At 73.5% G+C, this 13,589-nt stretch carries 14 protein-coding genes; 12 read left to right on the forward strand and 2 right to left on the reverse strand.

Annotated elements, in window-relative coordinates; genetic code table 11:
• Positions 1–7 precede the first annotated feature (7 nt).
• From tsaB to tsaD, 12 genes are all read left to right on the forward strand, one after another.
• Positions 8–727, forward strand: coding sequence for a tRNA (adenosine(37)-N6)-threonylcarbamoyltransferase complex dimerization subunit type 1 TsaB (tsaB, locus tag KZX45_RS05145; RefSeq protein WP_248256619.1), 720 nt, complete (start codon positions 8–10; stop codon positions 725–727).
• A 5-nt stretch (positions 728–732) separates the two neighbouring features.
• Positions 733–1,335, forward strand: coding sequence for a ribosomal protein S18-alanine N-acetyltransferase (gene rimI, locus KZX45_RS05150; protein ID WP_248256620.1), 603 nt, complete (start codon positions 733–735; stop codon positions 1,333–1,335).
• Positions 1,328–2,182: a sulfurtransferase gene (locus KZX45_RS05155; RefSeq protein WP_248256621.1), complete on the forward strand. Its 855-nt coding sequence runs from the start codon at positions 1,328–1,330 to the stop codon at positions 2,180–2,182. The genes rimI and KZX45_RS05155 overlap by 8 nt, the downstream gene beginning before the upstream one ends.
• Before the next feature lie 321 nt (positions 2,183–2,503).
• A complete protein-coding gene (locus KZX45_RS05160) occupies positions 2,504–3,199 on the forward strand; it encodes a succinate dehydrogenase cytochrome b subunit (protein ID WP_248256622.1) in 696 nt (231 codons plus the stop codon).
• Between the two features lie 14 nt (positions 3,200–3,213).
• Positions 3,214–5,199, forward strand: a complete 1,986-nt coding sequence (locus tag KZX45_RS05165) for a fumarate reductase/succinate dehydrogenase flavoprotein subunit (protein ID WP_248256623.1) — start codon at positions 3,214–3,216, stop codon at positions 5,197–5,199.
• Positions 5,196–5,939 carry a succinate dehydrogenase/fumarate reductase iron-sulfur subunit gene (locus KZX45_RS05170; protein WP_248256624.1) on the forward strand — a complete coding sequence of 248 codons (744 nt, stop codon included), beginning with the start codon at positions 5,196–5,198 and terminating at the stop codon, positions 5,937–5,939. Before KZX45_RS05165 ends, KZX45_RS05170 begins: the two co-directional genes overlap by 4 nt.
• 313 nt (positions 5,940–6,252) lie before the next feature.
• Positions 6,253–7,770: an ABC transporter substrate-binding protein gene (locus tag KZX45_RS05175; RefSeq protein ID WP_248256625.1), complete on the forward strand. Its 1,518-nt coding sequence runs from the start codon at positions 6,253–6,255 to the stop codon at positions 7,768–7,770.
• Between the two features lie 183 nt (positions 7,771–7,953).
• Positions 7,954–8,919, forward strand: a complete 966-nt coding sequence (locus KZX45_RS05180; RefSeq protein ID WP_248256626.1) for an ABC transporter permease — start codon at positions 7,954–7,956, stop codon at positions 8,917–8,919.
• The gene (locus tag KZX45_RS05185; RefSeq protein ID WP_248256627.1) at positions 8,916–9,788 is read left to right on the forward strand and encodes an ABC transporter permease; all 873 of its coding nucleotides are present in this window, start codon (positions 8,916–8,918) and stop codon (positions 9,786–9,788) included. The genes KZX45_RS05180 and KZX45_RS05185 overlap by 4 nt, the downstream gene beginning before the upstream one ends.
• Entirely contained in the window at positions 9,785–10,651 is an 867-nt protein-coding gene (locus tag KZX45_RS05190) for an ABC transporter ATP-binding protein (RefSeq protein WP_248256628.1), read from the forward strand. The genes KZX45_RS05185 and KZX45_RS05190 overlap by 4 nt, the downstream gene beginning before the upstream one ends.
• Complete coding sequence (locus KZX45_RS05195) at positions 10,648–11,424, forward strand: ABC transporter ATP-binding protein (protein ID WP_248256629.1); 777 nt, start codon at positions 10,648–10,650, stop codon at positions 11,422–11,424. The genes KZX45_RS05190 and KZX45_RS05195 overlap by 4 nt, the downstream gene beginning before the upstream one ends.
• A gap of 21 nt (positions 11,425–11,445) precedes the next feature.
• Positions 11,446–12,489: a tRNA (adenosine(37)-N6)-threonylcarbamoyltransferase complex transferase subunit TsaD gene (gene tsaD, locus KZX45_RS05200; RefSeq protein ID WP_248256630.1), complete on the forward strand. Its 1,044-nt coding sequence runs from the start codon at positions 11,446–11,448 to the stop codon at positions 12,487–12,489.
• A 16-nt stretch (positions 12,490–12,505) separates the two neighbouring features.
• Here tsaD and KZX45_RS05205 read toward each other — a convergent pair whose 3' ends face one another.
• Together KZX45_RS05205 and KZX45_RS05210 are read right to left on the reverse strand one after the other, a co-directional pair.
• Positions 12,506–13,081 (reverse strand): hypothetical protein, encoded by a 576-nt coding sequence (locus tag KZX45_RS05205; protein ID WP_248256631.1) that lies wholly within the window; start codon positions 13,079–13,081, stop codon positions 12,506–12,508.
• Complete coding sequence (locus KZX45_RS05210) at positions 13,078–13,455, reverse strand: PadR family transcriptional regulator (RefSeq protein ID WP_248256632.1); 378 nt, start codon at positions 13,453–13,455, stop codon at positions 13,078–13,080. The genes KZX45_RS05205 and KZX45_RS05210 overlap by 4 nt, the downstream gene beginning before the upstream one ends.
• Positions 13,456–13,589: the final 134 nt, after the last annotated feature.

Here is a 13,589-nt window from a genome sequence, read left to right on the forward strand (position 1 = left end):
TGGTGCGGTGCACATCCTGAGCCTGGACACCTCCGCCGGCAGCGCCGTCGCCCTCGTCGAGACCGGTCCCGGCGGTGTCACCGTGCTCGACCGCGCGGAGGGCGCCGACCCGCGCCGCCACGCCGAGACCCTCGCCCCGCTCCTCGACGGCGTCCTCGCCCACGCGCCGGCGCCGGACGCGGTGGCCGTCGGGACGGGCCCCGCCCCCTTCACCGGCCTGCGCGCCGGGCTGGTCACGGCACACGTCTTCGCCCGCGGCCGCGGCATCGAGGTGCACGGCGTGTGCTCCCTGGACGCCCTCGCCCGCCAGGCCCTCGACGCCCTCGACCGCCGGGACGCCGCCGTGGACGGGTCCCGCGAGGTCCTCGTGGTCACCGACGCGCGCCGCAAGGAGGTCTACTGGGGCCGTTACCGGGCGGACGGTCCCGACGACGTCGCCCGCCTCGCCGGGCCCGAGGTCGCCGCCCCGGCGGTCGTCGCCGAGACCCACCGGGCCGGGATCGCGTCGGGGCTCGCCGTCGCGGGCGCGGGCGCCGTCCTGTACCCGGAGCAGCTCCCCGCCACCGCGGACCTGCCGGTGGCCGTCGACCCGGCGGTTCTCGCCCGCATCGTCGCCGCGCGCCTCGCCCGCCGTGCCGCCGGGGAGCAGGTGGAGCTGGGCACGGAGCCGCGCTACCTGCGCCGGCCTGACGTGCACACCGCCGCGGCGCCCAAACGGGCGTCCTGAGGGTCATGGACGTCCGGCTGCGCCCGCTGCGGGAGAGCGACCTCGACCGCGTCATGGAGCTCGAGGAGCAGCTGTTCGGCGCCGGCGCCTGGAGCCGTGGCGCCTACCTCGAGGAGCTCACGCGGGCGCCCGGGCGCACCTACCTGGCCGCCGTCGTCGACCGTGCCGACGGCGAGCTCGTCGTCGGGTACGCGGGGCTCGCGGCCGGTACCGAGGCTCAGGTGATGACGGTCGGCGTGGACGCCCCGTACCGCCGCCGCGGCATCGGCCGGCTGCTCGTCGACGCGCTGCTGGCGGACGCGCGCGCCCACGGCGCCCGCACCGTGCTGCTCGAGGTCCGCGCGGGCGACGCGGGGGCGCAGCGGCTGTACGCGCGCGCCGGGTTCGAGCCGATCGGTCGCCGGCGCAACTACTACCAGGCCGAGGGTGAGGACGCCGTCGTCATGCGGGCCCGGCTCGCGCCCACGCCCGGCCCCGTGGGCGCCGAGACCGGCGGACCGGCCGAGACCGGCGGACCGGCCGAGACCGGCGGACCGGCCCTCACCGGCGGACCCGCCGCGCACGGCGTGCCGGCCCGCACACCGCAGGAGGGAGCAGAGAATGCGTGAGCAGGTGCTGATCGGGGCCGAGGAGCTGTCGCGCGATCTGGCCGCGCCGGACCCGCCGGCGGTGCTGGACGTCCGGTGGTCGCTGGCGGAGCCGGACGGGCGGCCGGCCTACCGGTCCGGCCACGTCCCCGGCGCGGTGTTCGTCGACCTCGAGAGGGAGCTCGCCGCGCCCCCGGCCCCGGCCGCCGGCCGCCACCCGCTGCCCGACCCCGCCGACCTGCAGGAGTCGGCCCGCCGCTGGGGCCTGCGCCGGGGCGGACGGGTGGTCGTCTACGACGACGCCGGTGGCACCTCGGCGGCCCGGGCGTGGTGGCTTTTGCGCTGGGCCGGGCTGCGCGACGTGCGCATCCTGGACGGCGCCCTCGCCGCCTGGCGCCGCGCCGGCCTGCCGCTCGAGAGCGGCGACGTCGTCCCCGAGCCCGGTGACGTGGTCCTCCCGCTCGCCGCGGGCGGCGCGGGCCCCGGCATGCGGACCACCGACGCCGACGGCGCGGCCGCCTGGCCCGGTGTCCTGCTCGACGCGCGGGCGGGCGAGCGATACCGCGGCGAGCACGAGCCGGTCGACCCGCGCGCCGGTCACGTCCCCGGCGCCCGCAGCGCCCCGACCACCGAGAACCTGGCCGACGACGGCACCTTCCTCCCGCAGGCGGAGCTGCGCCGGCGGTTCGCCGGTCTGGGCGTCCGGCCAGGCGCGGCGGTCGGCGTCTACTGCGGCTCCGGGGTCACCGCGGCCCACGAGGTGGCCGCGCTCGCGAGCATCGGCGTCGACGCCACCCTGTACCCGGGGTCGTGGTCGCAGTGGTCGGCGGACCCGGCGCGGCCCGCCGCCACCGGCCCGCAGCCCTGACCGGGGGGCGGCGCCGGCCCGCGCGGCCGGTCGGGGGTGTGCGGGAGGTCGGCGACGGGGTGGGCGCCCCTCGCTCAGGCGGCGACAGCCGCCGACCCTTCCCCGGTCGCGTGGGGTGAGGCGCAGGCGGGGTGCCGTTCAGATCGGGCGGAACCCGTTCGGTGGGCGAACGGTTCCCTCATCATGGTGTGACGTCGCTCACGATCCAGGACAGTCCGCGGCGTCATCTCGCAGGTTGAGTGACCGCCAGGCGAACGGGCGCCGACTTGTTTTGCTGCCGCGTGACCGGAGTGTGACCCAGCACTCGGTACCATCAGGACCATGGTCACGTCCACAGTGCCGACGACGCCGCGCCGAGCGAGATACACCACTGTCGCCCTCAAGTGGGCCATGGCGATCTCGGGCCTGCTCTTCGTCCTCTTCGTCCTCGCCCACATGTACGGCAACCTCAAGGCGTTCTCCGGCCAGGAGGCGTTCGACAGCTACGCGCACAGCCTTCGCACGCTGCTGTACCCCTACCTCCCCCACGAGGGCTTCCTGTGGATCCAGCGCGTGGTGCTGCTGGTTGCCGTCGTGGTGCACGTCGGGGCGGCGGTCGCGCTGTGGCGCCGTGCCCGCACCGCCCGGCCCCGCCGCTACGTGGTGAGCAAGCGGACGGCACAGACCTACTCGGCCCGGACCGTGCGCTGGGGCGGCGTGATCCTGCTGGCCTTCATCATCTTCCACCTGCTGCAGTTCACGACGCTGACCATCAACGTCGGCGGCACGTTCGACAGCCCGTACGAGCGTCTCGTGGCGGCGTTCTCGCACTGGTGGCTGTACCTGGTCTACCTCGTCGCGATCGTGATGCTGACGATGCACGTGCGCCACGGGGTGTGGAGCTCCCTGCAGACGCTGGGCGCCTCGGACCGGACGCGGCAGCGCGCCATCAACGTCGTCGCCTACCTCGTCGCGGCGGCGCTGCTGGTCGGCTTCATGCTCCCGCCCACCGCCATCCTGCTCGGCTTCGTGAACTGAGGGACCCAGAACTGATGACTTCCACCATCGAGACCACCGAGAACCTCGTCGCGGGCCTGTACCGCGAGGGCGCCCCGGTCGCGGACACGAAGGCGCCCGCCGGACCGCTCCAGAACCGCTGGGAGCAGCGCAAGTTCTCCGCGCGCCTGGTCAACCCCGCCAACCGCCGCAAGATGAGCATCATCATCGTCGGCACCGGCCTGGCCGGCTCCTCCGCCGCGGCCACGCTCGGCGAGGCGGGCTACAACGTCAGCACGTTCTTCTACCAGGACTCCCCGCGCCGCGCGCACTCCATCGCCGCGCAGGGCGGCATCAACGCCGCGAAGAACTACAAGAACGACAACGACTCCGTCTACCGGCTGTTCTACGACACCGTCAAGGGCGGCGACTTCCGCTCCCGCGAGTCCAACGTGTACCGCCTGGCCGAGGTCAGCGCGAGCATCATCGACCAGGCCGTCGCCCAGGGCGTGCCGTTCGCCCGCGAGTACGGCGGCCTCCTCGACAACCGCTCGTTCGGCGGCGTGCAGGTCTCCCGCACGTTCTACGCCCGCGGCCAGACGGGGCAGCAGCTCCTCATCGGCGCCTACCAGGCGCTCGAGCGCCAGGTGGCCGCCGGGACGGTGAAGACCTACGCCCGGCACGAGATGCTCGAGCTGATCGTCGTCGACGGCCGTGCGCGCGGCATCGTCGCGCGCGACATGGTGACCGGCGAGATCCAGACGCACCTGGCCGACGTCGTCGTCCTGGCGACCGGCGGCTACGGGAACGTCTACTACCTCTCCACCAACGCGATGGGCTCCAACGTCACGGCCACGTGGCGCGCGCACCGCAAGGGCGCCTTCTTCGGCAACCCCTGCTACACGCAGATCCACCCCACCTGCATCCCGGTGGCCGGCGAGTACCAGTCCAAGCTGACCCTGATGAGCGAGTCGCTGCGCAACGACGGGCGCATCTGGGTGCCCAAGAAGGCCGGCGACACCCGCGACCCGCGGGAGATCCCCGAGGACGAGCGCGACTACTACCTCGAGCGCATCTACCCGGCCTTCGGCAACCTCGTCCCCCGCGACATCGCCTCCCGGGCGGCGAAGTACCAGTGCGACGACGGCAAGGGCGTGGGCCCGGCGGTCGACGGCGTGCGCCGCGGCGTGTACCTCGACTTCAAGGAGGCCATCGAACGCATGGGCCGCCCCGCGGTCGCGGCCAAGTACGGCAACCTCTTCGACATGTACCAGCGCATCACCGGCGAGGACCCCTACCAGGTCCCGATGCGCATCTACCCGGCCGTGCACTACACGATGGGCGGCCTGTGGGTGGACTACGACCTGCAGTCCACGATCCCGGGGCTCTTCGTCACCGGCGAGGCGAACTTCTCGGACCACGGCGCGAACCGGCTGGGCGCCTCGGCGCTCATGCAGGGCCTCTCGGACGGGTACTTCGTCCTTCCGAACACGATCAACGACTACCTCGCGGACGCCCCGTTCGAGAAGATCCCGGAGACCCACCCCGACGTCGTCGAGGCGCAGCAGTCCGTGAAGGACCGCGTCCGCCGGTTCCTGAGCACCAACGGCACCCGCTCGGTCGACTCCTTCCACAAGGAGCTCGGTCACATCATGTGGGAGTACTGCGGGATGGAGCGCACGGAGGAGGGTCTGCGGAAGGCCATCGACCTGATCCGCACGCTGCGCGAGGAGTTCTGGCGCGACGTGAAGGTCCTGGGCGCGGCCGACGAGCTCAACCAGGCCCTCGAGCGCGCCGGCCGGGTGGCCGACTTCATCGAGCTGGGCGAGCTCATGTGCATCGACGCCCTGCACCGTCGCGAGTCCTGCGGCGGCCACTTCCGCGCCGAGTCCCAGACCGAGGACGGCGAGGCGCTGCGTCACGACGACGAGTTCGCGTACGTCGCGGCATGGGAGCACGGCGGCCCCGACGGGGCGCCCGTCCTCCACAAGGAAGACCTCAAGTACGAGTACGTCGAGATGAAGCAGCGGAGCTACAAGTGAAGATCACCCTCAACGTCATGCGCCAGGCCGGCCCCCACGCGGAGCCCCGCCTGGTGGCCTACGAGCTCATGGGTGTCACGGAGGACATGTCCTTCCTGGAGATGCTCGACGTCCTCAACGAGGAGCTCACCGCCCGGGGCGAGGACCCGGTCGCGTTCGACTCCGACTGCCGCGAGGGCATCTGCGGCATGTGCGGCATCGTGATCAACGGCCAGGCCCACGGGCCCGAGCGCACCACGACGTGCCAGCTGCACATGCGTTCGTTCAAGGACGGCGACAAGATCACGCTCGAGCCGTGGCGCGCCAGCGCGTTCCCGGTCATCAAGGACCTGGTGGTGGACCGCTCGGCCTTCGACCGGATCATCCAGGCCGGCGGCTACATCTCCGTCAACACCGGGGCGGCGCCGGACGCGCACGCCACCCCGGTGCCGAAGGAGAACGCGGACCGCGCCTTCGAGGCCGCCGCCTGCATCGGCTGCGGCGCGTGCGTGGCCGCCTGCCCGAACGCCTCCTCGATGCTGTTCACCGCCGCCAAGGTGACCCACCTCGGCCTGCTGCCCCAGGGCCAGCCCGAGCGGGAGGCGCGCGTCATCAACATGCTGCAGCAGCAGGACGCCGAGGGCTTCGGCGGGTGCACCAACATCGGCGAGTGCGCCGCGGTGTGCCCCAAGGAGATCCCGCTGGACGTCATCAGCACCCTCAACGCGGACCTCGGCCGCGCGCTCGTGCGCAACAAGTAGGTGGGTAGGGCGGCCACGCCCCCTGCGTCGTAGCGTCGCTCCTCAGGCCCTCGGTCCTCCCGGACCGGGGGCCTGAGCCGTCCGGTACCGGTACCGCACGGTTGCCTGAGCCGTCCGGTGCCTGAGCCGTCCGCCGGACCGCTGACGAGCCGTCCGCCGGACCGCCGACGCCCTCCGACGCGGCGGGGCTCGTGCGGCGCTCCGGTCTCAGCCCCTGGTACCGCCCCGCCCCCGTTGGCGCGTGGCACCGCCGTCCGGGTTAGTTTTGAGGGTCGGCGGGAGGTCCGCCGTCGGAGAGAAGAAAGTTCCGCCCATGAGAAGAGCCCGCACCCTGGCGGCCGGCGCCGCCCTGCTCGCCGCGATGTCCCTTGTGGCCGCGTGCGGCTCCTCGGGCGAGAGCGGCGACACCGCGACCGGCGGCGAGACGTCGACCGATGCCGTCATCCACGTCGGCTCCCTCTACGAGCCCCAGAACCTCAGCAACGTCGACGGCGGCGGCCAGGGCGTGACGGAGGCGCTCAACGGCAACGTCTACGAGAGCCTCTTCCGGCTCACCGACGACGGCGAGGTCGAGAACCTGCTCGCCGAGGACTACTCGGTCAGCCCGGACGGCCTGACGTACACCGTCACGCTGCGCGAGGGGGTCGCGTTCCACTCGGGCAAGCCGCTGACGTCCGCGGACGTGAAGAGCAGTGTCGAGCGCGTCACGGCGGAGTCGTCGCAGTCCGCGCGGAAGTCCTCGTTCGAGCCGCTCGCCACGATCGAGACGCCGGACGAGCGGACGGTCGTCTTCACGCTCGCGACGCCGTCGATCTCCTTCCCCTACAACCTCTCCTACGTGTGGATCGTCAACACCGAGGCCGGAGACCTCAAGACCGCCGAGGACGGCACCGGGCCGTACACCGTGGGCGACTGGACCCGCGGGTCCAGCCTGTCGCTGGCCCGGTGGGACGACTACTGGGGCGAGCCCGCGGCCAACGCCGAGGTGGTCTTCCACTACTTCACCGACGCCAGCGCCATGAGCAACGCCCTGCTGACGAACGAGGTCGACGTCCTGACCTCGATCCAGAGCCCGGACAGCCTCGCCCAGTTCGAGGACAACCCCGACTACACCATCGCCGAAGGGACCTCCACCACCAAGGAGCTCCTCGCGTTCAACGACCGGGTGGCGCCTTTCGACACCGTCGAGGTCCGCAAGGCCGTCTACTCGGCCATCGACCGGGAGAAGCTGCTGAGCTCCGTGTGGGGCGAGTACGGCACCCTCATCGGGTCGATGGTGCCGCCGACCGACCCCTGGTACGAGGACCTCACGGACGTCAACCCCTACGACCCCGCCCTCGCCGAGGAGCTCCTCGCTGAGGCGGGGCACCCGGACGGGTTCTCGTTCACGCTCGACACCCCCACGTACGACCCGCACCCGATCGTGGCCGAATTCGTGCAGAGCGAGCTGGCCAAGGTGGGCGTCACGGTGGAGATCAACCCCATCTCCGCCGACGAGTGGTACTCCAAGGTCTTCCAGGAGCGCGACTTCGAGGCCACGCTCCAGGAGCACGTGAACGACCGTGACGTCGTCTGGTACGGCAACCCGGACTTCTACTGGGGCTACGACAACCCGCAGGTCACCGCCTGGGTGCAGGAGGCCGAGCAGGCCGCCACCCCGGAGGAGCAGACGGAGAAGCTGCGCCTGGTGAACCGGCAGATCGCGGAGGACGCCGCCAGCGTCTGGCTGTACCTCTACCCCCAGATCGTGGTCTCCTCGAGCGACGTCACCGGCTACCCCGTCAACGGCCTGAACTCCCAGTTCTTCGTCTACGACATCACCAAGGGCTGACGCCGGACGGGACCGCGCCGGGTCCGATGACCGGCCGGGCCCTGACGCCGGCCGCGCCCGACCCGCCCGGGCCCGACCGGCCCGGGCCCGACCGGCCCGGGCCCGACCGGCCCGGGCCCGACCGGCCGGGGGCGCGTGTTCCCGGCTCGGACCGGTCCGCACGCACGAGAGGAGAAGGACGCCGTGGGACGCTACGTCGCTCGACGGACGCTGTTCCTCGTCCTGTCGCTCGCCGTCGCGATGGTGGTGATCTTCGCGCTGCTGCGGCTGCTGCCCGGGGACCCTGCGAACGCCCTGCTCTCCGTCAACGCGACGCCCGAGCAGATCGCCGCGGCGCGGGAGCAGGTGGGCGCGGACGAGCCTGTGCTCACCCAGCTCGCCACCTGGCTCGGGCAGGTCCTCGCCGGCGACCTGGGCACGTCCTTCGTCAGCGGGCGGGAGGTGCTGCCGGACGTCGTCGACCGGCTCGGGGTGACGATCCCGCTGACGCTGATCGCCTTCGTCCTCGCCGCGGTGCTGGCGAGCCTGGTCGGGTTCGTCGCGGCGTACCGGGCGGACCGGTGGTACGGCGTCGTCCTCTCCGGTCTGGCCCAGCTCGGCATCGCGGTGCCGGTCTTCTGGGTCGGCATGGTGCTGGTGTGGATCTTCGCCCTCGACCTCGGGCTCCTGCCGTCCGGCGGGTACCCGCGGGAGGGGTGGGCCGAGCCCGCGGAGACGCTGCGGTACCTGACCCTTCCGGTGGCGACCATCGTGACGGTCATGACGGCGTCGCTCGCGCGCTACGTCCGCTCCGCCACGCAGGACGTGCTCGGCAGCGACTACCTGCGCACCGCCCGGTCCCTGGGGAGCAGCCTGCCGCACGCGTTCTGGCGGCACGGCCTGCGCAACGCCTCCGTCCCGGTGATCGCGATCCTCGGCGTGGAGCTGGCCACGACCCTGCTCGGCGCCGTCGTCGTCGAGAGCGTGTTCTCCCTGCCGGGCCTGGGCAGCATGCTCGTGCGGGCCATCGCCCAGCACGACTACCCGAGCATCCAGGGCGTCCTGCTCGTCACCACCTTCCTGGTGCTCGTGATCGGTTTCGCCGCGGACCTGCTCCAGCGCGTCGTCGACCCGCGGCTGCGCCGCCGGACCACGGGGACGGCGGCATGACGACGACGCCCGGTCTCGAGCCCGTCGACGTCCCCGCCGCGCCGCGCCCGCGGCGGCGCCGCCTCTCGCCCACCCTCGTGGTGGGCGTCGTGCTGCTCGCCGTCGTCGCGGCCGTGGCGGCGCTGTCCCTGGTGTGGTTGCCCTACGAGCTCTCCGACACCTCCGGCGGCCGCCTCGAGCCCCCCGGCTCCGACCACTGGCTGGGCACCGACACGCTCGGGCGCGACCTCTTCAGCCAGACCATGGTCGGCACCCGGATCGCGCTGACGGTGGGGCTGGGCGCGACGGCGGTGGCGGTCGTCGTCGGGGTGGTCGTCGGCATCCTCGCCGCCCTGACCCCGCCGTGGCTCGACGACACCGTCGCCTCGGCGCTGGACATCCTGATCGCCTTCCCGACGCTGCTGCTCGCCATGCTCATCGTCGCGGCGCAGGGCTCGAGCCTGTGGACCGTCCTGCTGGCCATCGGCGTCGGCGCCTCCGCCATCGCGGCGCGCTTCACCCGCATCCTGAGCCGGCGGGTGCTCGGTCAGCAGTTCGTCACCGCGGCCCGCACGTCCGGCACCGGGGTGCTCGGGCTCGTCACGCGGCACGTGCTGCCGAACATCTGGCCGAGCCTGGTGGTCAACGTCGCGGTCCTGTTCGGCGTGGCCGTGCTGGCCGAGGCGAGCCTGTCGTACCTCGGCCTCGGCGTGCCCCCGCCCAACGCCTCGCTCGGCCGGCTGCTGCAGGAGGCCCAGGGCACCGTCGTGACCGCCCCGTGGGCCGCCGTCGCGCCGGGCCTCGTCATCGTGGCCATGGTGCTCGGCGCCAACTTCCTCGCCGACGGGCTCCGTGACCGGTTCGACCCCACCCGCGGGAGGAGCCGATGACCCGGGGTGACGAGCCGAGGACCGGCGAGCTCCCGGTCCTCGCCGTGGACGGTCTGACCGTCATGACGAGCGGCGGCCGCCGCGTCGTCGACGACGTCTCCTTCACCCTGCGCGCGGGGGAGCGGCTCGGCGTCATCGGGGAGTCCGGGTCCGGCAAGTCCCTCACCGCGCTCGCCGTCGCCGGCCTCCTCGCGCCCGGGCTCGCCGCCGCGGGCTCGGTGCGGCTGTCGGGCACCGAGGTGATCGGGGCGCCCGAGGCGACCCTGAACCAGGTGCGCGGATCGTCGGTGTCCCTCGTCTTCCAGGAGCCGTTGACGGCCCTGGACCCGCTCATGCGCGTGGGGCACCAGATCGCCGGCCCGCTGCGGCGTCACCGCGGCCTGCGCGGGGCCGCGGTGCACGCTGCGGTGCTCGACCTCATGCGGGAGGTGGCGCTGCCGGAGCCGGAGCGCCTGGCGCGGTCGTTCCCGCACGAGATGTCCGGCGGTCAGCGCCAGCGCGTCGCGATCGCGATGGCGCTCGCGTGCCGCCCGTCGGTGCTGATCGCCGACGAGCCGACGACGGCGCTGGACGTCACCGTCCAGGCCGAGATCCTCGAGCTGCTCCTGCGGGTGGTGGACGAGCACCGCACCGCGCTCGTGTTCGTCTCCCACGACATGGCCGTGGTCTCGCAGGTGGCGGAGCGGGTCCTGGTGATGCGGACGGGCGCCGTGGTGGAGGAGGGCGACGTCGCCGACGTCATCGCCGCGCCGCGGCACCCCTACACGCGGAGCCTGGTCGAGAGCGCGCGGGCGCTCGACGCCGCGCTGGGCGGGCGGCCCCCGGGCGCGGGGCAGGACGTGACGGCGGTGGAACGGCGATGACCGCGCTGCTCGGCCTCGACGCCGTGACCTACCGCTACCGCGGCGCCACGACGAACGCCCTCGACGGCGTGACGCTCGCCGTGGAGCCGGGGGTCAGCCTCGGCGTCGTGGGGGAGTCCGGCTCGGGGAAGTCCACCGCCCTCTCCCTCTTCCTGGGGCTGGCCCGGCCGACGTCCGGCCGCGTGCTCCTGGACGGCGTGCCGCTCGACCTCTCGGACCGGCGCCGCCGCCGTGCCTTCCGCCGCCGGGTGCAGGTGGTGTTCCAGGACCCGTACTCCTCGCTCGACCCGCGGCAGCGGGTGGACCGGATCGTGGCGGAGCCGCTGGTGTCGCTCCGGCTCGGCCGCGGCCGCGAGGCGCTGCGGGCGGCGGTGGCGGAGGCGCTCGCGTCGGTGGACCTCGACGCCGATGTCGCGCGCCGCTACCCGCACGAGTTCTCGGGCGGGCAGCGCCAGCGGATCGCCATCGCCCGAGCCCTCGTCACCGGGCCGTCGGTCCTGCTCGCCGACGAGCCGGTCAGTGCGCTGGACCTCACCACCCGCCTGGGGGTCATCGCCCTGCTCGACCGGCTCAAGCAAGAACGGGGCCTGACCGTGGTCATGGTGTCCCACGACGTCAGCGCCGTCGCTGCGCTGTGCGAGCGCACCGTCGTCCTCAAGGACGGCAGGGTCGTCGAGGAGGGCACCACGCGCGAGCTCCTGGACCACCCCCGGGAGCCGTACACGCAAAGGCTCATCGCCGCCGTCCCCAGGGTCGCGGCCGGACCCGCCTGAGCCACCGACTACCCTGATCCGGTGAGCGAACCCCTCATCCTCGGCATCGAGACCTCCTGCGACGAGACCGGCTTCGCCGTCGTCCGCGGGCGGGAGCTGCTCGCCGACGTCACGGCCTCCTCCATGGACGAGCACGCCCGCTACGGCGGCATCGTCCCCGAGGTCGCGTCGCGCGCCCACCTCGAGGCCTTCGTGCCCACCCTGGACGCCGCGCTCGCCGCCGCCGACGTCGACCTCGGCCAGCTCGACGCCGTCGCCGTCACCGCCGGGCCCGGCCTGGTCGGTTCCCTCACCGTCGGCGTGGCGGGGGCCAAGGCCCTCGCGCTGGCCACCGGCAAGCCGCTGTACGGCGTCAATCACGTGATCGGCCACGCCGCCGTGGACGAGCTGGTGCACGGGAGGTTCCCCGACCGGTTCGTCTCCCTGGTCGTCTCCGGCGGGCACACGTCCCTGCTGCTCGTGGACGACATCGCCACCGGGGTCACCGAGCTCGGGCAGACCCTCGACGACGCGGCGGGGGAGGCGTTCGACAAGGTCGGCCGCCTGCTCGGGCTGCCCTACCCCGGCGGCCCGCACGTCGACCGGCTCTCCCGGGAGGGCGACCGCGACGCCATCCGCTTCCCGCGCGGCCTGACCTCCGGCAAGGACAAGGCCCGCCACCCCTACGACTTCTCCTTCTCCGGCCTCAAGACCGCGGTGGCGCGCTACGTCGAGGCCTTCCAGGACCGCGGGGAGGAGGTCCCGGCGGCCGACGTCGCAGCGGGCTTCTCCGAGGCCGTCGCCGACGTGCTCGTCACCAAGGCGCTCGTGGCCTGCGAGCGCAGCGAGTGCGACACCCTGGTCATCGGCGGCGGGTTCTCCGCGAACTCCCGCCTGCGCGAGCTCGCGGCGGAGCGGGCCGCGGCGCGCGGGGTCACGGTGCGGATCCCGCCGATCCGGTACTGCACGGACAACGGCGCGATGATCGCCGCGCTGGGGTCCGCCCTGGTGCGGTCGGGCGCGGCGCCCTCGCCGCTCGACCTGCCCACCGACTCCGGCATGCCGCTGGAGCTCGTGCGGGTCTGAGCGTCCGGCGCGCGGCTCAGCTCTCGTCCGAGCTCCGGCGCAGGGCGGGGACGGCGCGCCACGCCCGTGCGGCCACCACGAACACCACGAGCGCGACGAGAAGCGTCCAGGGGAAGCCCGACGCCGCGGCGACGGAGCTCTCCTGCGCCGTGCGCACCACGGTCAGCTCGGCCCACAGCAGCCGCGCCGTCACGCCCTCGACCCCGCCGGCCGGGGCCACCTGCCAGAGCGCCGAGGCGAACACCGCCGCGGCGGCCAGGCACAGCAGCAGCCACGCGCTGACGGCCGCCGCACCCAGGCCCCAGCGGGGCCGCGCGGGGTCCAGCAGCTCGCTGTACTCCGCGGCCAGGCGGCGCGCGGGCCCGAGGGAGCGGACCGCCTCGCGCATCGAGGTGTCCGCGGCGGCGGCGTCGAGCTCGCCCCGCAGCTGGGCGACCAGAGCCCTGCGCTGAGCGGAGGGGTAGTCGTCGTCCAGCCACAGCACGAGCGAGAGCAGGTAGCGGTCCCGGCGGAGCCGGTCGCGAAGGCCCGGCCGTGGGACGACGGTGGCCGTCGGGGAGTCGGTCGGTGTCGTGGAGCCGGTGCGTGTCACGGGCGTGCCTCCTGTACGGGTCGGGACCGGCGCGGGCCGGGGGTCATGACGACGGCGACGACGTCGCCGAGCTGCTGCCAGCCGCGCCGCTGGACCCCGAGGTGCTCCAGGCCGGCGTCGGTGGGGGTGTAGTACTTGCGGGCCGGGCCCGCCTGCGAGGCCACGAGGTACGAGGCCAGGTGGCCGTCGCGCTCGAGGCGGGTCAGCACCGGGTAGACCGAGCCGGTCGCGACGTCGGTGAGCCCGGCCTCCTGCAGCCGCGTCACCAGCTCGTAGCCGTAGGAGTCCTGCTCCCGCAGCAGTGCGAGCACCAGCATGGGCAGGACGCCCTTGAGGAGCTGAGGGTCCCGTGGTGCGGGGGTGCGAGTGGCCACGGAGGAAGGCTATGGCAAGTATTCGGTAATAACAAGTAGTGAGTCTGGCTGGTTACCCCGGGGCGCCGCTGAGCACGGGCCCGACGTGGCGGCGGGCCGGGCGCAGTGGCAGTCTTGCCTCAGCCGCCTCGTCG

The sequence above is a fragment of the Georgenia sp. EYE_87 genome (genome assembly GCF_023148685.1).
Taxonomy (GTDB): Bacteria; Actinomycetota; Actinomycetes; order Actinomycetales; family Actinomycetaceae; genus Georgenia.

Bases quoted from the DNA above. Each gene is read 5' to 3' on its own strand.
- KZX45_RS05185 (WP_248256627.1), top strand. From the start codon at position 8,916: ATGACGACGACGCCCGGTCTCGAGCCCGTCGACGTCCCCGCCGCGCCG.
- rimI (WP_248256620.1), top strand. From the start codon at position 733: ATGGACGTCCGGCTGCGCCCGCTGCGGGAGAGCGACCTCGACCGCGTC.
- KZX45_RS05175 (WP_248256625.1), top strand. From the start codon at position 6,253: ATGAGAAGAGCCCGCACCCTGGCGGCCGGCGCCGCCCTGCTCGCCGCG.
- KZX45_RS05165 (WP_248256623.1), top strand. From the start codon at position 3,214: ATGACTTCCACCATCGAGACCACCGAGAACCTCGTCGCGGGCCTGTAC.
- KZX45_RS05160 (WP_248256622.1), top strand. From the start codon at position 2,504: ATGGTCACGTCCACAGTGCCGACGACGCCGCGCCGAGCGAGATACACC.
- KZX45_RS05190 (WP_248256628.1), top strand. From the start codon at position 9,785: ATGACCCGGGGTGACGAGCCGAGGACCGGCGAGCTCCCGGTCCTCGCC.
- KZX45_RS05155 (WP_248256621.1), top strand. From the start codon at position 1,328: ATGCGTGAGCAGGTGCTGATCGGGGCCGAGGAGCTGTCGCGCGATCTG.
- KZX45_RS05195 (WP_248256629.1), top strand. From the start codon at position 10,648: ATGACCGCGCTGCTCGGCCTCGACGCCGTGACCTACCGCTACCGCGGC.